This window comes from Veillonella sp. 3_1_44, assembly GCF_000163715.1.
GTDB lineage: Bacteria > Bacillota > Negativicutes > Veillonellales > Veillonellaceae > Veillonella > Veillonella parvula_A.
Genome location: NZ_GG770199.1, coordinates 73,318 through 92,354 on the forward strand (window position 1 = coordinate 73,318; position 19,037 = coordinate 92,354).

Here is a 19,037-nt window from a genome sequence, read left to right on the forward strand (position 1 = left end):
TGAGGTAGTATAGTGTTTTTACAACAATTAGTTAACGGGTTAACCCTCGGTAGCTTATATGCTGTACTCGCTATTGGCTTAACACTTGTGTTTGGCGTTTTAAATATCATCAACATGGCACACGGAGGCATCTTTATGATAGGTGCCTTCGTTGGTCTTTTTATGGTAACTGTTTTTGACGTTAACATTTTTGTAGCCCTTATCGTAGCTATGGCTGTCGGTGCTATCCTTGGTTATATTTTAGAATTTGTGGCGCTTCGTCCACTACGCAAGAAAAAGGTGTCTCACTTGGCACCACTTATTAGTACCATTGGTGTTTCTATTTTCCTTGAAAGTTTGGCATTATTGCTTTGGGGCCCTCAAACTAGATCATTCCCACCAGACTATATTGGTGGCCTAATCGACTTTGGAGCTTTCAAAATTTCTATGGTACAAATTATTGGTTTAGGCGTTTCTGTTGTGCTAATGCTGATTTTAAATGTAGTTATTAAGAAAACTAAGATTGGTAAGGCTATTCGCGCTGTATCCATGAGTACGGAAACAGCAGCTCTCTTGGGTATCAATCCAACAATGATTATATCTATTACTGTTATGATTGCATCTGCTTTAGGTGCAGCGGCAGGTGTATTGGTAGGCTTGTCCTTTAATGCTATTGAGCCTACTATGGGTGTTATTATAGGCTTTAAAGGTCTGGCAGTACTTATCTTAGGTGGTCTTGGTAATATTACAGGCGCCATGGTTGGCGGCTTTATTTTAGGTGTAGCAGAAATCTTCTCTGTTGCTTATGGTGCATCTACATTCCGTGATGCTGTTGCCTTTGGTCTCATTATCCTATTATTATTCTGGCGCCCACAAGGCTTGTTTGGATCTAAAGATAAAGGGGGTAGACCGTAATGGAATTATTAAACCCGTATTATCTACAGATCGTGATGTTTTTCATCATTAATGCCATCATGGGTATTTCAATTTATTTCACACTGGCAAGTGGACAGCTTTCTTTAGGGGCTGCTGGCTTTATGAGTGTTGGTGCATACGTAGGCGCTATTCTTTCTTTGAAAGCTGATTTGCCTATCGTTGTAGGCATTATTATTGGTGGCTTAGTTGCTAGTCTTGTGGCTGTTATTATCGGTTTGCCAACAACACGTCTTAAAGGTTTGTATCTTGCCATTGCTACACTTGGATTTGGCGAAGTTGTGCGTGTTATTTTCTTGAATTTGGATATTACAAATGGTGCATTAGGCCTTTCTGGTATTCCATCCATTCCTCAAGAATTGACAAATTATGCCTATGAATTTGATCTCGATGGTTTAATGGGCATTGATGCTGTTGCATGGGGCAATCTAATGGCTATTATTATTTTGTTAGCTATTTTAGTATTGATTATCGCCTTTTGTGTACGGATTAATAATAGCCGTGTGGGTCGTGCCTTTGCAGCGATTAAGGCTGATGATCATGCAGCTGAATTGATGGGAATCAACGTTGTATACTACAAGATGATGGCCTTTATTATCGGCGCTTTCATCGCTGGTATTGGTGGTGGTTTGTATGCGCATATTACAAACTTTATTAATCCTACAGATTTCAGCTACCATAAAGTAGTACAAATTTTGTTATTCCCTGTATTTGGTGGTTCCAATGTAGTATGGGGTTCCGTACTAGGTTCCTTTATTCTTACATTACTACCAGAAGTATTGCGTTTCTTATCCGACTATCGCGATATTATTTATGGTGCTTTGCTAGTAATCTTGATGGCTGTTCGTCCAGATGGTATTTTAACAGAATCCATGGTGGATAAAATTAGCCGTAAATTAGGCTTTAAGAAAGCTCCATATATTCCAGAATCACAAGTATTAACAGAACGCTTTGAAGCATATAAGCGTAAACAACAGGAAAAACAAGGATAGGAGGGAACTGAATGCTATTAGAATTAAATGAAGTAAGTAAAAGCTTTGGTGGCGTTGCAGCTCTCACAGGTGTATCCTTTGGTGTTAAACAAGGTGAGGTATTTGGTGTTATCGGCCCAAATGGTGCTGGTAAGACTACACTCTTCAACTTGATTACTGGTGTATTCCCTGCAAGTTCTGGTGAAATTGTATTTGATGGTATGTCTGTTGTAGGCATCAAGCCTCATAGAACTGTTGAAATGGGGATTGCTCGTACATTCCAAAATATTCGTCTCTTTGGCAATATGACAGCTCTTGAAACTGTTTTAACCGGTATGCATTGTCGTACTGGCTCTGGCTTCTTATCTAGTTTTTTGAAAACAAAACGTCAACGCATTGAAGAAGAGCGTTGTCGTGGTATTGCTTATGAGTTCTTAAAGCTTGTAGGTCTTGAAGCAGATGCAGAAGAGGTTGCCACATCATTACCGTATGGTAAGCAACGTCGTCTTGAAATCGCTCGTGCCTTAGCGACACACCCTCAGTTAATCTTGCTTGATGAACCGGCAGCAGGTATGAATGATAGTGAAACTGAAGTTCTGCGTCAATTGATTGGCAAGATTCGTGACCTAGGTATTACCGTTGTGGTTATCGAACATGCCATGGAATTGATGATGAATATCTGTGATCGTTTGGTAGTACTTAACTTTGGCAAGAAAATTGCCGAAGGTACACCTCAAGAAATTCAAAATAATGAAGCTGTAATTGAAGCATACTTAGGTAAAGAAGAGGTGTAATATGTTAAAACTAGAAAATATTGTGGCTGGTTATGGACATATTACAGCCCTAAAAGATATAAGCCTAGAGGTTCCACAAGGTTCGATTGTATCTCTTATTGGTGCTAATGGTGCTGGTAAGACTACTACGATGAAGACTATTATGGGACTTGTAAAACCCACATCTGGTCGAGTGATTTTTGAAGGTCAAGATATTACGAGTCGTCAAACTCATCAAGTTGTACAGAATGGTATCTCTTTAGTTCCTGAAGGGCGTCAAATACTACAAGATATGAGTGTTTATGAGAACCTTGAAATGGGTGCTTATACACGTAAAGATAAAGAAATCGAAGCAGATATCAAAAAGGTATTTAAACGATTCCCTATTCTTGATGAACGAAGCTATCAATTGGGTGGTACTTTATCTGGTGGTCAACAGCAAATGCTAGCTATTGGCCGTGCACTTATGGCTCGTCCAAAGTTGTTATTACTAGACGAACCATCTATGGGGCTTGCGCCTTTAGTAGTAAATGAGATCTTTGAAACCATTAAAGAAATCAGTGCCGATGGAACAACAGTTCTTTTAGTAGAACAAAATGTACGCCAAGCATTAAAGATTGCTGATTATGCGTATGTTTTGGAGACTGGTAAAATGGTATTATCTGGATCTGCTGATGAAGTTCGCCATAATCCTCGTGTTATGGAAGCTTATTTAGGTGGTCGTGTTGAATAAGTAATTATATAAAGCGATCATTAGTGTCAAAAACTTTGAATAAGGTGTATATACTAGATTTCTAGTATATACACCTTATTTTTTTTTATCACTAATTCTGATTGAAATAGAAGCACTATATGAGCTGATAATGAAGTGAGTTTATAAATTTTTTATTATTTTTAAGATAATCAATAATAAATCTAGTGAATTAAGAATGAAAAAAGCAAATAATAATTAATGAACATATATTGAAAATACTGTATTTTTAGGGAATTGTTGTTGAAGATTATATGAAGTTCGCCTGGAAGATACTAGATTTGTAGAAGTATATTTAAAAAAATGATAAAATAGCATGACTGATTTTTTAGATATAAGATACATCAATAATTAAGTGATGAATTAAATAAGTTGAATAAAAAAGAGGTAAGTATGAAGAAGAAACAGTATATGATGATGGCTACATTCTTATGTACTACAACAATGGCTATGGCTGCACCAGTTAATATAAATACTAATCAGCCTTATAATGCTAAGAATGTACAAATGGAAGGCCATGCACCATTGGAAAATAGTGCATCTGTAATTAGCTCTGATAAAGAATATCGTCTGCGTCAAGGCGATGAACTGAATATTCAAGTGGTTCAGCAGGCAGAGCTTGGTACACGTAATGGTAATGACATTGTGTATACCGTCAGACCAGATGGATATGTATCGTTTCCTATGGTTGGTGCTGTAAAAGCAGATGGCTTAACTATAGATGAATTTACAGCTGAATTACAGCAAGGTTTGTCTCGTTATATCATTAATCCTGATATCACAGTAAATGTATCGAAATTGGGCGGCGTTCGCGTATATGTATTTGGTGAAATTAATAAGCCTGGCGCCTATACGTTGACTAAATCTAGTACAGTTATTGATGCGATTGGGGCTGCAGGTAGTTTTAACTGGGATACAGCAAAGAAGAAAATTTACTTGATTCATCAAGATAATCCAGAGAAACCGATTCCTATCAATTTAAATCGTATTTTACAAACTGGAGATATGTCTGAAAACTACATCATGCGTGAAGGTGATATTCTTTACTTAACTAAGAATAGTCGTATCAACTTTGCTCGTGATATTGCTCCAATCTTAACAGGGGCTTATATGGTATCACGAATAGGTAAGGATTAAAGATAAGGCGATATCTATCATATAAGGGGGCGTTTTTTTGCGTTCATATTTATTACCATCCATATTGTTTATTACCGATATTGTGACGATTGTAATCGTTGCTTTTATCAGTCTTTTTATTCGATTTGATGGACACATAGAACCTCAATATATTAATCAAATGGTGGATGCACTTCCGTTATTACTTATTTCGTATATGTTGATGTTCTTGATAATGCATTTATATACACGTATTTGGCGCTATGCAGGGATGCGAGAGGTATTAGCAGTATTTGTAGCGACTACAATTGGTACGGCTTTATTCTATTCCTCTATGTTTGTATTTGGTAAGTCATTACCACGTTCTGTCTATTTTATTACATGGTTCCTCACTACAGGTGCTGTTGGTATGGGACGTATGTTGCTTCATTATGTGGCACTTCACTATAGCAGTGGGGACGATGGTGAAAGTGGCCAAGTGAATACATTGATCATAGGAGCCGGTGATGCAGGTGCAACTATAGCTCGTGAAATTGAACGATATCATAAGCGTTCTCGTCGAGTGATTGGTTATGTTGATGATGACATGTTTAAACATAATCGTCTTATGAATGGTTTTAGAATTCTCGGTAATCGTGAAGATATTCCAACATTAGTTGCTAAGTATAAGGTAGAAGAAATTATTATTGCCATGCCTTCCGTGAAGCGAGATATTATTCAAGAAATCATGGAAATCTGTTCTCCCTTAAAATGTAAAATCAATATTTTACCGGGGATGTATCAATTACTTGATGATGAAGTTCTTGTATCTCATTTACATCCTGTTTCAATCGAGGACTTGTTGGAGCGTGATGAGATTCAGCTCGACACGTCCAAGGTTGAAACATATCTTAAGGATAAAGTGGTTTTAGTTACTGGTGCAGGGGGCTCTATTGGTTCTGAAATTTGTCGTCAAGTTTTACGTGTAAAGCCTAAAAAACTATTGCTTCTAGGTCATGGTGAAAATAGTATTTATCTTATTCACCAAGAATTGCGCAATATTGCGCCCCAAGATACCTTGGTTCCAATCATTGCAGATATTCGCGATAAGAATCAATTAGAACAAATTTTCAAAAACTATAATCCTGATGTAGTATTTCATGCGGCAGCTCACAAACATGTGCCTCTTATGGAAATCCAGCCAATTGCTGCGGTATTAAATAATATTTATGGTACTCGTAATGTTGCGGATGTAGCCGGAGCTCATGGGGTAGATCGATTTGTTATGATTTCCACGGATAAAGCGGTGAATCCAACTAGCGTTATGGGCGCTACAAAACGGGTTGCTGAAAAAGTTGTGCTTGGTATGAATCACATATATGATACTAAGTTTATAACAGTTCGTTTTGGTAATGTACTTGGTAGCCGTGGTTCGGTTATTCCTTTATTCCGTAAACAAATTGAAGCAGGTGGTCCTGTAACCGTTACAGATCCAGAAATGACACGTTATTTCATGACTATTCCTGAAGCCAGTCAATTAGTACTTCAAGCTGGTGCCATGGGGAATGGAGGAGAAGTGTTCCTTTTGGACATGGGTGAACCGGTTAAAATTGTTGATTTGGCTAAGAATATGATTCGCCTTTCTGGCTTTGAGCCTAATAAGGATATTCGTATTGAATTTACTGGATTACGTCCAGGTGAAAAGTTATACGAAGAATTATTGACTGCCGAAGAAGGTACGAATACTACTACGCATAAGAAAATTTTTGAAGCAGCTCTAGAAGATGTTGATCGAGAATGGCTGAGTCGTGAAATAGAGCGCTTTGATACATGTAAAACCGATATAGATGTAATTAATGTATTGCAGGATATCATTCCTACATACGATCCAAATCATAATGTATAGGTCCTGGACGATACATTTATTACCCAATATATGTATAAGACTATTTTAATTTTGATACATTGTGCCTTTATTGAGAGGGTTTGGTACAGTTAATATTCTAAGTGGGAGAGACCCTGTTGTTTGTATACTTTTACAGAAAGGGGTATATGGGTGGAACAAATTATTGATTTAAAAGAGGTGGGCAGAGTCCTCATTAAAAAGCGCCGTAAAATTATTAATATTACGGTAGCATGTATGGTTTTAGGTGGTGCGTATGCCTTTCTTGCACCATCTACATATCAATCTACATCGATGTTGCGCATTAAACAAGCTCAAGGTTTGAGTAATTCTGTATTATCTAGTGCTAATGCCTATTCTGATTCTATGTCTCGTCAATTGATGAACACAGATGCAGAAATTTTAAAAAGTCGTAATGTAGTAGAGCCAGTAATTACTGCTATAGAAGATCCTGAAGGTACTGGTAATGCGCCAACATATGAAGATTTTGTTAAAACTCGCATTGAAACTAAACCGTATAAAGAAACCGAGTTATTACAAGTAAGCGTAACTGGTAAGAGCCCTGAGCAAGCACAAGAAGCTAATCAATTACTTATTGATACCTTCTTGAAACGTCTTGCCGAAATTTCTCATGTTGAACAACGAACTACTCGTGAATTCTTACAAAAACGCGTTGTTACTGCAAAATCTGAATTAGAGCAAGCAGAAAATAAATTGCAACAATTCCAAGTAGATAATAAGGTGTACTCTACAGCTGATCAGATGAAAGGCTTAACTGATAAGGTTACTCTAATTGATCGTGAGAAGGCTCAAAATCAACTCGATTTAGAAACGGCACAAGCTGCACTTGGCAGTATCAATGAGCAATTAGGTTCTGCAGGTAAAAGCATCGCTGATAGTGCTACGGTTCAAGCCTACAAGGGTCAGTTAGCAGATTTAGAATCTCGTAAAGCTTCTTATATTGGTAAATATACTGATGAACATCCTGCGATGAAAGAAATTAATCAACAAATTGAAGAAGCTAAAAGTGGTCTAAATGCTGAAATCAACGCCATTGCCTCTCAACAAGCACCTTCAAGCAACTCTGCACAACAAGGATTGCTAGCGGATAAGTTCAAAAATGAAGCTGCGTTAGCTGTAGCTCAAGGTAAACAATCTACATTAGCTGAGTTAGATAAAGCAAACGAAGAAGCTATAAAGGGATTACCTGAAAAAGAACGCGGTTATATCCAAGCAAAACGTGATGTAGATGTGGCACAAGATATCTATCAAATGCTATCCACTCGCTTAGAAGAAGCGAAGGTAGCAGAGGTTATGGTACCAAATGAAGTTCAAATTGTGGATGCTCCAACATTACCAGAAAAAGCAATTGCGCCGCGTAAAGTACTTATTTTATTAGGCGCTGCCATTTTAGGGGTCCTCTTTGGTTGTCTCTATACATTGGTCCAATTCTTCGGTAATCGCAAAGTCCAATCTGTACAAGAGATTAATGACATCCTTGGCATTCAAAACTTGGGCGTGATTCCAAATCATAAAGAAGTAGAATACGAAGAGCCTACTAATCGTTTCGTAGCATTGTTGCGCAAAGTGAGAGGTTAATATGATTAGACTAATTTCTAATGAACGTGGTGATACACCACTTGTGGAAGCATACCGTACATTGCGTAGCAATCTTCAATATGTATGTAACCAACATAAGTGTAAGCTAATTTGTATTACTGCAGCCACTAGTGGTAAAGGCACTTCTGAGGTGGCTGCTAATACTGCATTAGCTTTATCTAAAAATAATAATAAAGTTCTTCTAGTAGATGGTAATTTACGTAATCCAACACAACATATAGCCTTTAATGTACAAAATAAGGGCCTTACAAATGCGGTGGTGATGGATGAAGATTTGACGATTCATCGTAATGTAGTGCCTCATTTGGATGTTCTTACGGCGGGTGAAGTTGTTGAATATCCATCTGATATTGTAGATTCTAGCAAATTACCTGCGATTTTTGAGTATGTACGTGATGAATATGATGTGGTTATCATAGATACACCACCCGTATTGTCTGTTACAGATGCGGTTGTATTGGCAGAAAAATCAGATGGTGTTGTGTTAGTTGTTAAAAATGAAGTAGCTAGTCCAAAAGATTTGATTGAAGCTAAGAACCGGCTTTCACAAGTAGGTATTTCTCTTTTAGGATCTATCGTAATTGATGCTTAATATAACTGTTTTAATCAGTCTTCTATGTGATAAATCAAACGTATCAATATGGTACAGAAAGTATTGAGGTGATTTATATGAGAATTAATTTTTCTCCTCCAGATATTACAGAGTTAGAAATCAATGAAGTCGTTGAAGCCTTAAAAAGTGGGTGGATTACGACGGGTCCTCGTACTAAAGAATTAGAAAAAAAGATAGCTCATCAGTTAGGTACACCTAAATCCGTTTGTTTAAACTCTGCTACGGCAGCGCTTGAAATGTCTCTTCGTGTATTGGGTATTGGACCTGGAGACGAAGTCATAACTAGTGCTTATTCTTATACAGCTAGTGCGAGTCCTGTAGTTCATGTAGGTGCTACCTTAGTACTCGTTGATACACAGAAAGATGCTTATGAAATGGATTACGATGCAGTCGCTCGCGCTATTACACCAAAAACAAAAGCAATCATCCCTGTAGATATTGCGGGGGTGCCTTGTGATTATGATCGCTTGCGTTCCATTGTAGAGGAAAAGAAATCTCTCTTTACACCATCTAGTGATATTCAAAAAGCATTAGGGCATATTCCTATTGTGGCTGATTGTGCTCATTCCTTTGGGGCTTCATATAAAGGGGTACGAACAGGTAATGTTGCAGACTTTAGTAGCTTTTCCTTCCATGCAGTAAAAAATTTTACTACTGCTGAAGGTGGTTGTGCTACATGGCGTCATATAGATGGTATTGATGATGAAACTATTTACAAGCAATTCCAATTGCTATCTTTGCATGGTCAAGATAAGGATGCTCTTGCAAAAACAAAAGCAGGTGCTTGGGAATATGATATTAAAGGTACCTATTATAAATGTAATATGACGGATATCATGGCGGCTATTGGGCTAGCTCAATTTGAAAGATACCCAAAACTTTTGGCACGTCGTAAAGAAATTATCGAAGCTTATGATACAGCATTTAAGGATTTACCTGTTACATTGTTGAACCATTATACAGATGAGCATGAGAGTAGTGGTCACTTGTATTTAGTTCGTTTAGATGGCCGTGATGCGGAATATCGGAATAAGGTTATAGAAGCTATGGCTGAGGCTGGCATTGCAACGAATGTTCACTATAAGCCAATTCCAATGCATACGGCTTACAAAAACTTAGGCTTTACAATCGATGACTATCCAAATGCTTATGACCAATTTAAGAATGAAATTACATTGCCACTTCATACGCTCCTTACAGATGAAGAAGTGCAATATATCATTGAACAGTTTAAAAGGATTATTACCGAATGCTAGTAAAAAACTTTCATGATCTACCACAAGAGCTACAGTGTGAAGCGGTTCGTCCTTATTTTGAAATATTAAATCAAAGACGTACAAGCCTTCTTTGTAAAAGCATTTTTGACCGCGTAATGGCAGCGGGACTGCTTATTACATTAAGTCCTGTATTTTTGATACTAGCCGTCATGATTAAACGAGATAGTGCGGGAGAGGTTTTTTTCCGTCAAACTCGAGTGACACAGTACGGTCGTACCTTTGGCATCTACAAGTTCCGTACTATGGTACAAAATGCAGAATCTTTAGGAGCACAAGTGACGTCGCAAAATGATATGAGGGTTACTAAGGTCGGAAATATGCTTCGCAGCTGTCGCCTCGATGAATTGCCTCAGCTTATCAATATCCTTTTAGGCGATATGAGTTTTGTTGGTACAAGACCTGAGGTTCCACGTTACGTGTCTGCTTATACAGATGAAATGAAAGCTACCTTATTATTACCAGCTGGGGTTACCAGTAATGCCAGTATTACTTATAAGGATGAAGATCAACTTTTACAAAATGCTCAAAATATTGATGAAGTCTATATAAATGAGGTTTTACCGGGCAAGATGGCTTGGAATTTAAAGAGTATTAAGGAGTTTTCTTTTTTACAAGATATAAAAACGATGATTGATACAGTATTAGCTGTATTACGTTGAAAGAGGTCTCTATGAGTACATCTATGACAAAGGAAATACAAGAAAAAGAGCTGAATATGTTGCTGTACTTTAAAGAGTTCTGTGATAAACATAATTTGCGCTTTTATCTTTGCGGCGGTGGTCTCATTGGGGCTATACGGCATAATGGCTTTATCCCTTGGGATGATGATTTAGATTTATTTATGCCTCGTCCAGATTATGAAAAGCTAGCTGAATTATGGCCGGAATATGCTGACACTGAACGATTTACGTATTGTCGTACTGATCGCAATCACATCTATCATGATGCAGGTGCATCTATAAGAGATAATAATACGACCTTTATCAATCGTCATAGTATGCATGAAGATGTTTGTCATGGTTTAGCACTTGAAATTATGCCTATTGATGGCTGTGCACCTGGCAAAATTAGTCGTTTATTGCAGTTGGTGTGGGCCATGACGTTTGCACTCTTTAATGCACAGCGTTTACCAGATAACAAAGGGCCTACATATCGCGCTTTAGCTGGGTATATTTATAAAATCTTTTCCAGTCAGTCTATACGCTATCATATTTGGCGATTTGCAGAAAAGAGAATGACTCAATACGACTTTGATACCAGTGATGAATGTACGGAGTTAATCGGCAGCTTAAAAGGTATGAAGCTACGTCATCCTAGAGAGGACTTTGCCTCTGTTATATATAAAGACTTTGAAGGTCATCAAATACCTGTTATGAAAGGGTATGAGAGATATTTGCGCCTTATTTGGGGCGACTATATGCAATTACCACCTGTAGAGCAACGTGTAGCAAAACATGATGCAGTATTTGCTGATTTACACACACCTTACAAGGAGTATAAAGGCATACATTATGCCAAGAAAGAAGCTCAACCATAAGGAGGGCCTATGAAACGAATAGCAGTAATCTTTGCGGGTGGCGTAGGTGCTCGTATGAAAAACAGTAAGACGCCAAAACAATTTTTAGAATGGAACGGTAGACCGATTTTGATTCAAACCTTAGATGTATTTGAACAAACGGAGACTATTGATGGGATTGTTCTTGCCTGTAAAGCAGAATGGATTGATCATACTAAACAACTCATAGAAAAGGCGGGGTTACAAAAGGTATTATCCATTGTGCCTGGTGGTGAAAGTGCTTTGGAATCCCAATATAATGGACTCGTAGAGGCTAAGCGTTTATTTCCTGATGATGCGGTGACTGTATTGATTCATGATGGAGTTCGTCCACTTGTAGATAATTCTACTATAGAGAGAAACATAGAATCTGTTGAATCAAAGGGTTCTGCCATAACTGTTACTCCAGCTATAGAAACAGTTATGGTTACCCAAAATGGTTCTATTAAGCATATTTTAAATCGTAATGAATGTCTTATGGCTAAAGCTCCTCAGAGTTTTAGATTAGATGATATTATATCAGTTCATAATCGTGCAAAAGATGAGGGCATTCATGACTTTATTGATTCCGCATCGATGATGATGCACTATGGATATACTCTATATCCTGTGTTAGGGGAAACTGAAAATATAAAGATTACAACTCCATCTGATTATTATATGTTCACAGGGATTATTAAAAATCGTGAGCTAGGAGGATTAAAAGATGAGTAATTCCGTTATTCAACGTGAGTTAACGGCTTTAGTACAGGAAAAAAATTACTTTCATTTCCTCCGTCATCAACGCATTCTTATAACAGGTGCAACGGGGCTTATTGGATCGATGTTTATAAAATTACTTATACTTGCCAATGAGACTCATGACCTGGATTTAAAAGTGATTGGTCATGTGCGAAGCCATGAAAAGGCAAAAAATATTCTCGGTGAGTATTTAGACAATAAGTCGTTAACCCTAGTAGATGGCTCATTAGAATCTATTGATGTGCCATGTGATTATATTTTGCATGGTGCCGCACCGACACAGTCTAAGTTTTTTGTAGAACATCCAGTAGAAACTATCCGTACCTCTATTTATGGTACGGAGGCCATGCTTGAATTAGGTCGCCGTCAAAAGGTAAAGAAACTAGTTTACTTATCCAGTATGGAGCAATATGGTGTACCTTATGAATCTGGCCAAGTTATGACAGAGGAACGATTAGGCTATTTGGATCATCTAAATGTTCGTAGCTCCTACTCCGAAAGCAAGAGACTTTGTGAATGTTATTGCAAGTCTTATGCTGTGGAGTATGGCGTTCCTGCTGTAATAGCTAGACTAGCTCAAACCTTTGGCCCAGGTGTTCCGGTATCAGATAACCGTGTATTCATGCAGTTTACCAAGAGTGCTCTTAAACATGAAAATATTGTTCTTCACACAAAAGGCGATTCTATGTCGAACTATTGCTACATTACCGATGCATTAGCTGGTATTTTAGCCCTTATGAAGGCGGGCGAAGCTGGCGAAGCCTATAATGTATGTCATGATGAAGAGACTCGTTCTATTGCAAGCATTGCTCAATTAGTGGCCACTCATGTGAGCAATAATAAGAGTAAAGTTGTTTTTGATATTCCAGAAGATGTACAAGGGTTCGGCTATGCACCGACAGTACACATGTTCTTAAGTTCTAAGAAGTTAAAGTCTTTAGGTTGGAAACCTAAGGTATCAATGGCACAAGCCTATGTAAGACTGGCAGAATATATCCAAGAGGAAGGCTTATGAAAAAGGAAATAATAATTGTCACCATCTCCCTTGGTAACGATGGGGCTGAACGAATCTTAACAGAGTTGGCTCGTCAGTGGGTACATGATGGTCATCATATTACGGTTATCCAAACAAGCCCTAATCGATATGGTAATGAATATGCGTTAGAGGAAAGTATTGAACAAATTGAAATTCATACTACAAGCTCTAATAAAGTCATTCGTTTTATGCAAGAAATAAAAGAACTAATCAAAATCTTAAAGACTAGACCGAATGCGACATGCTTATCTTTCTTGTCTGCATCTAGTTTTATCTTAGCGATTAGCTCTTGGTTTATAAAAAATCGCATTGTGTTTTCTGAGCGCAATAATCCACGTAAAGTTCCTATTGGTTGGCATCAACAAGCACTGCGCAACTTTGCCTTTAGATTTGCAGATGCATTAGTATTTCAAACGGAAGATGCTCGTTCTTATTTCCCAAAATCTGTGCAAAATTGTGGTGTCATCATACCAAATCCTATTAATGGTAAATTGCCACCACCAATAGAAGGGGAACGAGAAAAGACAATCGTTACAGCTTGTCGTTTGCATCCGCAAAAGAACTTGCCTATGATGATTAATGCCTTCAGTATGTTGGCAGATGAGTTTCCAGAATATAAACTCGTCATTTATGGTCAAGGTGTATTAGAGGATGAATTACGAGCTCAAATTAAGTCTCTTAATTTAGAAAATCGCATTTTATTGCCTGGCTTTGCTAGTAATATTTTAGAAAAGGTAGCCCCTTGTTCCATGTTTGTATCATCCTCTGATTTTGAAGGTATTTCAAATTCCATGCTAGAAGCATTGGGTATGGGCTTACCTGTAGTAGTCACAGATTGTCCTGTAGGCGGTGCTCGCATGGTAATTAAAAGTGGAGAGAATGGCATTCTCGTACCTGTAGGTGATACGCAGGCTATGTATGAAGCCATGCGCAGTGTATTAAAGGATCCTGCACTAGCGGCTAAACTTTCACAGAATGCCATCAAAGTACGCGATGAATTTCCATTATGGAAAATCGCAAAACGTTGGTTAGAAGTTTTATGAGTTGTAAGGAGGAGAACCATTGAAGTTAAATATTACGGCTCTTGCTGATCGCATGATATGGTTCATAACTCTAATCTTTTTAGTGTTGTCATTGACCATTTCCTTTGCCCTTGGCGAAGCGAACTATGGTGCGTATGTATTATTTGTATGCTTATTTGGTCTCATCATTTTTTATCTTATACGAGAACAGGGTGTTATAAAACTGCGGTTTAATTGGATGCATGCTTATATGTTGATTTTTATTGGTGCTTGTTATCTAAGTGCGATTAATGCCACAGATGTTTCCGTAGCTATGAGCCGAAGTTTTGATATGGTCAAGATATTCTTTATGCTCATCATTTTATACATGTGTTATCAAGATAAGAAATCGGTGGATACATTATTAAAGATTGGTATGTGGACAGGCTATATAGTTTGTTTCTATACTGTTTATTTCTACGGTTTAGATTATTTTATTACTGTTTTATCATCCTCAGCGCGTATTGCTAATGATGCATTGAATGCGAATACAGTAGGGCTATTGGGGGCCAATGCTATTGTTATGACCTTGTATTATATGCTATATGATCGTCCTCGTTGGTGGCATATTATTGCATTACCAACACTTGGTATTTTAGCGGCTACAGGTAGTCGTAAGGCCTTAGTTTTTGTCGGTGTTGGTACAGTATTACTCTTTATCTTTAAAAGTTTTCGTAGTGCTAATGCGGTCAATTCTATTGTAAAAGTTATTGGTTCCTTATTAGGTCTTACCATTATAGGTATTGCGGTCTTGCAATTGCCGATGTTCTCTGAAGTATTAGACCGAATGTCTAACATGGTAGAAGCCTTTACAGGCACAGGGGGGGACTCATCCACTATTATTCGATTAGCTTTGGTAGATATTGGATGGGACTTATTTTATCAATCTCCCATAACTGGTGTAGGTATCAATAATCCATCTGTATATACTTTTTTCGTATATGGCAAAGATAATTACTACTTGCATAACAATTATATTGAATTATTAGCTGGCACGGGTGTCATTGGTTTACTAGCCTATTATTCAATGTATCTCTATGTGGCTTATAATTTAATTCGCTATCGTGATATACATAGTAATGAATATATAATGGTACTCATTCTATTCCTTTCACAGATTGTTATGGATATGGGTATGGTTTCTTATGAAAGTAAGAGCACTTATTTTTATATGATGTTGTTTTATTTAGAGGTGCAACTGCTTCGGAAAGGACGAAAACATGAAGTTCAGAAAATTGTGTAATGTTGGCATGTCCTTTCTAACAAAACCTTACTATCGTACGAGGGTATTAATTAAATCGGGTTATTATGACTCTTTGTCTGATGAAGACTTTTTGAAGAAGGTATTTCCTAAGTATATGGGATACCCTTTAGATCTAGAAAATCCAAAAACTTTCAGCGAAAAGTTACAATGGCTTAAGGTTAATTTTAGAGACCCAATACAAACGGTGATGGTTGATAAGCATGAAGCTAAACATTTTATTGCTCAACGTGTAGGTAATCAGTATATAATACCTACGATTTCCGTATGGAACTCTGTAGATGATATTGACCTTGATAGATTGCCTAATCAATTCGTTTTGAAATGTACACATGATAGTGGAGGCATCGTTATTTGTAAAGATAAATCAACACTTGATTGGGAAGCAGCAAAAGCTAAATTAAGAACATTCTTAAAACGGGATTATTCACGTATTGCTAGAGAGTGGCCTTATAAGAATGTTCCTCGACGTATTATCGGAGAGGAATATTTGTCGGAGTTAGGTAGCAATGACATATTAGATTATAAGATGTATTGCTTTCATGGTGAACCAAAGTTAACAGTAGTATGTTCTAATCGTTTTTCTAAAACAGGAACGAGTATGAACTTCTATGATATCGATTGGAATCCTATGGGAATTCATTTTGGACATTATCCACCGTTACCTACAGAGTTTCCAAAGCCAGATACATATGGTGAAATGCAACAGGTTGCGATGGAGCTTAGCAAAGGGTGTCCATTTTTGCGTGTTGATTTTTATGAAATTAAAGGGCATCTATTTATTGGAGAATTAACATTTTTCCCTGGTGCTGGATTTGAAAGATTTCGTCCTATGTCAAAGGATTATGAATTAGGAGAGTGGTTACATCTTGAGAATGTACATCGGGGCTGATTTAGTTCCTACGGATATTAATAAAACATTATTTGAAAACGGTAATGGAGAAGCTTTTGTAGGAAAAGAGCTTTATGAAATTTTGAAGCAATCGGATTTAAATGTTTTCAATTTAGAGGTTCCTCTTACTGATATAGAGACACCCATCGTAAAATTTGGTAATAATTTAATTGCGCCTACAAAAACAATTAATGGATATAAGGCATTAGAGCCGTTATTTTTAACACTGGCTAATAACCACTCCTTAGATCAAGGGGTGGAAGGGTTGACGACAACATTAAATTTGTTGAAGCAGCATAAGATTGCTCATGCTGGAGCTGGAGCTAATTTGAAAGAGGCTAAGAAGCCATTTATCTTTGAAAAAGATGATATACGTATTGGATTCTATCTTTGTACAGAGAACGAGTTTACTATGGCTACTTGTCATACAATGGGGGCTAATCCTTTTGATGTGCTAGAAAGCTTTGACGAAGTGAAAGTTTTAAAGGCACAATGCGACTACGTCATCGTTCTATATCACGGCGGCAAGGAATTCTATCGCTATCCATCTCCTATGCTACAGAAATATTGCCATAAATTTGTCGATAGTGGAGCGAATCTCGTTATCTGTCAACATAATCATTGTGTAGGGTCTCGCGAAGATTACCAGGGGGGCACTATCATTTATGGACAGGGAAACTTTATTTTTAACTCTGACTTTTATGTAAATCATCAGGAATTTGTGAAAGATGCAATACTAGTTACTATAGACGTAACTAAGGATGATTTTGTGGTGTCTGAATTGCCTATTCGTAGAACCGATAATGGTACACGACTAGCCACAGAAGTTGAAGCTACAGAAACATTAGAGGCTTATAGAAAACGTAGTGAAGAAATTAAAGACCCTCACTTTGTGACTCAAGCTTATAAGGCCTTTGCTGATACACATGTAAAACGTTATTTGCGTGAGTTTTTAGGTAGATCATTTATTGTACGCGCTATTAATGCTTTATTGGGCCGAAAATTGGTAGAACTTATTTTGGGCAAAACGAGTTATTTAGCAATACAAAATTATTTGGAATGTGAAGCTCATCATGAACTATTCTTGAGAGGCATTAAGAATATCAATAAGAAATAATGGATACTAAAATCGTAGCTGCTGCTAAATGGTCTGTTATTACAGAGGTTTTGGCAAAGCTTATCACACCACTGACAAATATAATATTGGCTCATATGTTAGCACCGACTGCATTCGGCATATTGGCGACGATTATGATGGTTATATCTTTTGCGGAAATGTTTGCTGATGCGGGTTTTCAAAAATTTCTTGTTCAGCATGAGTTTGAAAGTACCCAAGATAAGCAAGAGGCCACAGATGTGGCCTTTATTGCCAACCTAGTGTTTTCTCTAGTTTTATGGGGCGCTATCATAATCGGTCGTGATGAATTGGCCGTATTAGTAGGTAATGATGGCTTAGGGATACCTTTAGCCGTGATGGGCGCTATGATTCCTTTATCTGCTTTTAGTAGTGTCCAAATGGCATTGTATCGAAGGGATTTTAATTTTAAGTTTCTTTTAAATATTAGGCTCATAACAATTCTTACACCTATATTGATATCTATACCAATGGCACTTATGGGGCACGATTATTGGTCTTTAATTGCTGGTATGCTAGGGGCTCAGCTATTTACGGCGTTGGCATTATTAAAGAGTCGGAAGAATCAAATTCATCTGTTTTTTAGTAGTCGCGTCTTTATGAATATGTTTAACTATAGTGCATGGTCTTTAGCTGAAGCATTTTCTATATGGCTCACTGCTTGGGTGGATACATTCATTATTAGCCGTTTTTTAGATGCTTATTATTTGGGGATATATAAGATGCCAATGGCTATTGTTACGACTGTAATGGCTATGGCTACAGCATCTTTGGCTCCTGTATTATTCGCGGCTTTAAGTCGTGTGCAAAATAATCAACAGGCCTTTTCGAATACATTCTTTACATTCCAACGCTATATGGCTCTATTTTTGGTACCTTTAGGTGTAGGCTTATTTGTATTTCAAGACTTTGTTGTTCAGCTTTTACTAGGGCCACAATGGACGTTAGCGGGCATTGTATTAGGTTCCTGGGCATTGAGTTCGGCTATTATGACTGTAACAGCTAATTTGATTTCCGAAATATTTCGTGCAAAAGGGATGCCTAATCTATCATTTTGGACTCAAATATTACATCTAGTAGTTTTAATACCAGTTATTTATATTTGTATTCAATATGATTTCAGTACCTTTGTATATGCTCGATCGTTAGTAAGAATGGAAATGCTAGCAGCTTCTATGTTGCTACTGGCTTTATTTGTCAATATGAGTGCATTTCGCATAATATCTAATATCAGTGTATATCTCATTACAGCATCTATAGTTGGGTTAATTGCCTATAGTATTTTACATCTCTATGATGCAGTATGGTGGACCGTCGTCTGTATGCTTTTATGTGTTGTATTATATGTGGCTATTTTATACGTCATTCCATCTGAGCGCATAATTATTGCTTCTGGCTATAAAAAAGTCTTAAGTAAAGTAAAACGACATAATTAACAGAA

The 19,037-nt window shown here is 37.3% G+C and carries 18 protein-coding genes; all 18 read left to right on the forward strand.

Features of this window, described 5'->3' with window-relative positions:
* The first annotated feature begins 12 nt into the window (after nucleotides 1–12).
* The 18 genes from HMPREF0873_RS00325 (at nucleotide 13) to HMPREF0873_RS00410 (ending at nucleotide 19,032) form a co-directional block, all read left to right on the forward strand.
* Complete coding sequence (locus HMPREF0873_RS00325; protein WP_004697158.1) at nucleotides 13–894, forward strand: branched-chain amino acid ABC transporter permease; 882 nt, start codon at nucleotides 13–15, stop codon at nucleotides 892–894.
* On the forward strand, nucleotides 894–1,904 hold the full coding sequence (locus HMPREF0873_RS00330) for a branched-chain amino acid ABC transporter permease (protein WP_008713655.1): 1,011 nt from the start codon (nucleotides 894–896) through the stop codon (nucleotides 1,902–1,904). The genes HMPREF0873_RS00325 and HMPREF0873_RS00330 overlap by 1 nt, the downstream gene beginning before the upstream one ends.
* Nucleotides 1,905–1,915: 11 nt before the next feature.
* Complete coding sequence (locus tag HMPREF0873_RS00335; RefSeq protein WP_008713656.1) at nucleotides 1,916–2,677, forward strand: ABC transporter ATP-binding protein; 762 nt, start codon at nucleotides 1,916–1,918, stop codon at nucleotides 2,675–2,677.
* A gap of 1 nt (nucleotide 2,678) precedes the next feature.
* Nucleotides 2,679–3,389, forward strand: coding sequence for an ABC transporter ATP-binding protein (locus HMPREF0873_RS00340; RefSeq protein WP_004697319.1), 711 nt, complete (start codon nucleotides 2,679–2,681; stop codon nucleotides 3,387–3,389).
* A gap of 411 nt (nucleotides 3,390–3,800) precedes the next feature.
* Complete coding sequence (locus HMPREF0873_RS00345; RefSeq protein ID WP_008713659.1) at nucleotides 3,801–4,544, forward strand: polysaccharide biosynthesis/export family protein; 744 nt, start codon at nucleotides 3,801–3,803, stop codon at nucleotides 4,542–4,544.
* Nucleotides 4,545–4,581: 37 nt separating this feature from the next.
* Nucleotides 4,582–6,408, forward strand: a complete 1,827-nt coding sequence (locus tag HMPREF0873_RS00350) for a nucleoside-diphosphate sugar epimerase/dehydratase (RefSeq protein ID WP_008713661.1) — start codon at nucleotides 4,582–4,584, stop codon at nucleotides 6,406–6,408.
* 150 nt (nucleotides 6,409–6,558) lie between these two features.
* On the forward strand, nucleotides 6,559–8,004 hold the full coding sequence (locus HMPREF0873_RS00355; RefSeq protein ID WP_008713663.1) for a GumC family protein: 1,446 nt from the start codon (nucleotides 6,559–6,561) through the stop codon (nucleotides 8,002–8,004).
* A gap of 1 nt (nucleotide 8,005) precedes the next feature.
* Complete coding sequence (locus tag HMPREF0873_RS00360; protein WP_008713665.1) at nucleotides 8,006–8,617, forward strand: CpsD/CapB family tyrosine-protein kinase; 612 nt, start codon at nucleotides 8,006–8,008, stop codon at nucleotides 8,615–8,617.
* A gap of 77 nt (nucleotides 8,618–8,694) precedes the next feature.
* Nucleotides 8,695–9,894 (forward strand): DegT/DnrJ/EryC1/StrS aminotransferase family protein, encoded by a 1,200-nt coding sequence (locus tag HMPREF0873_RS00365; protein WP_008713668.1) that lies wholly within the window; start codon nucleotides 8,695–8,697, stop codon nucleotides 9,892–9,894.
* Complete coding sequence (locus HMPREF0873_RS00370) at nucleotides 9,888–10,574, forward strand: sugar transferase (RefSeq protein ID WP_008713670.1); 687 nt, start codon at nucleotides 9,888–9,890, stop codon at nucleotides 10,572–10,574. Before HMPREF0873_RS00365 ends, HMPREF0873_RS00370 begins: the two co-directional genes overlap by 7 nt.
* Before the next feature lie 11 nt (nucleotides 10,575–10,585).
* Nucleotides 10,586–11,452 carry a phosphorylcholine transferase LicD gene (locus HMPREF0873_RS00375; RefSeq protein WP_008713672.1) on the forward strand — a complete coding sequence of 289 codons (867 nt, stop codon included), beginning with the start codon at nucleotides 10,586–10,588 and terminating at the stop codon, nucleotides 11,450–11,452.
* A gap of 9 nt (nucleotides 11,453–11,461) precedes the next feature.
* The gene (locus HMPREF0873_RS00380; RefSeq protein WP_008713674.1) at nucleotides 11,462–12,184 is read left to right on the forward strand and encodes a 2-C-methyl-D-erythritol 4-phosphate cytidylyltransferase; all 723 of its coding nucleotides are present in this window, start codon (nucleotides 11,462–11,464) and stop codon (nucleotides 12,182–12,184) included.
* Nucleotides 12,177–13,226 carry an NAD(P)-dependent oxidoreductase gene (locus HMPREF0873_RS00385; protein WP_008713676.1) on the forward strand — a complete coding sequence of 350 codons (1,050 nt, stop codon included), beginning with the start codon at nucleotides 12,177–12,179 and terminating at the stop codon, nucleotides 13,224–13,226. The genes HMPREF0873_RS00380 and HMPREF0873_RS00385 overlap by 8 nt, the downstream gene beginning before the upstream one ends.
* Nucleotides 13,223–14,290, forward strand: a complete 1,068-nt coding sequence (locus tag HMPREF0873_RS00390) for a glycosyltransferase (protein ID WP_008713679.1) — start codon at nucleotides 13,223–13,225, stop codon at nucleotides 14,288–14,290. The genes HMPREF0873_RS00385 and HMPREF0873_RS00390 overlap by 4 nt, the downstream gene beginning before the upstream one ends.
* Nucleotides 14,291–14,309: 19 nt before the next feature.
* Entirely contained in the window at nucleotides 14,310–15,551 is a 1,242-nt protein-coding gene (locus HMPREF0873_RS00395) for an O-antigen ligase (RefSeq protein WP_004693397.1), read from the forward strand.
* The gene (locus HMPREF0873_RS00400; RefSeq protein WP_038125308.1) at nucleotides 15,529–16,461 is read left to right on the forward strand and encodes an ATP-grasp fold amidoligase family protein; all 933 of its coding nucleotides are present in this window, start codon (nucleotides 15,529–15,531) and stop codon (nucleotides 16,459–16,461) included. The genes HMPREF0873_RS00395 and HMPREF0873_RS00400 overlap by 23 nt, the downstream gene beginning before the upstream one ends.
* The gene (locus HMPREF0873_RS00405; protein ID WP_232192000.1) at nucleotides 16,445–17,578 is read left to right on the forward strand and encodes a CapA family protein; all 1,134 of its coding nucleotides are present in this window, start codon (nucleotides 16,445–16,447) and stop codon (nucleotides 17,576–17,578) included. The genes HMPREF0873_RS00400 and HMPREF0873_RS00405 overlap by 17 nt, the downstream gene beginning before the upstream one ends.
* On the forward strand, nucleotides 17,578–19,032 hold the full coding sequence (locus HMPREF0873_RS00410) for a lipopolysaccharide biosynthesis protein (RefSeq protein WP_008713685.1): 1,455 nt from the start codon (nucleotides 17,578–17,580) through the stop codon (nucleotides 19,030–19,032). The genes HMPREF0873_RS00405 and HMPREF0873_RS00410 overlap by 1 nt, the downstream gene beginning before the upstream one ends.
* Nucleotides 19,033–19,037 lie beyond the last annotated feature (5 nt).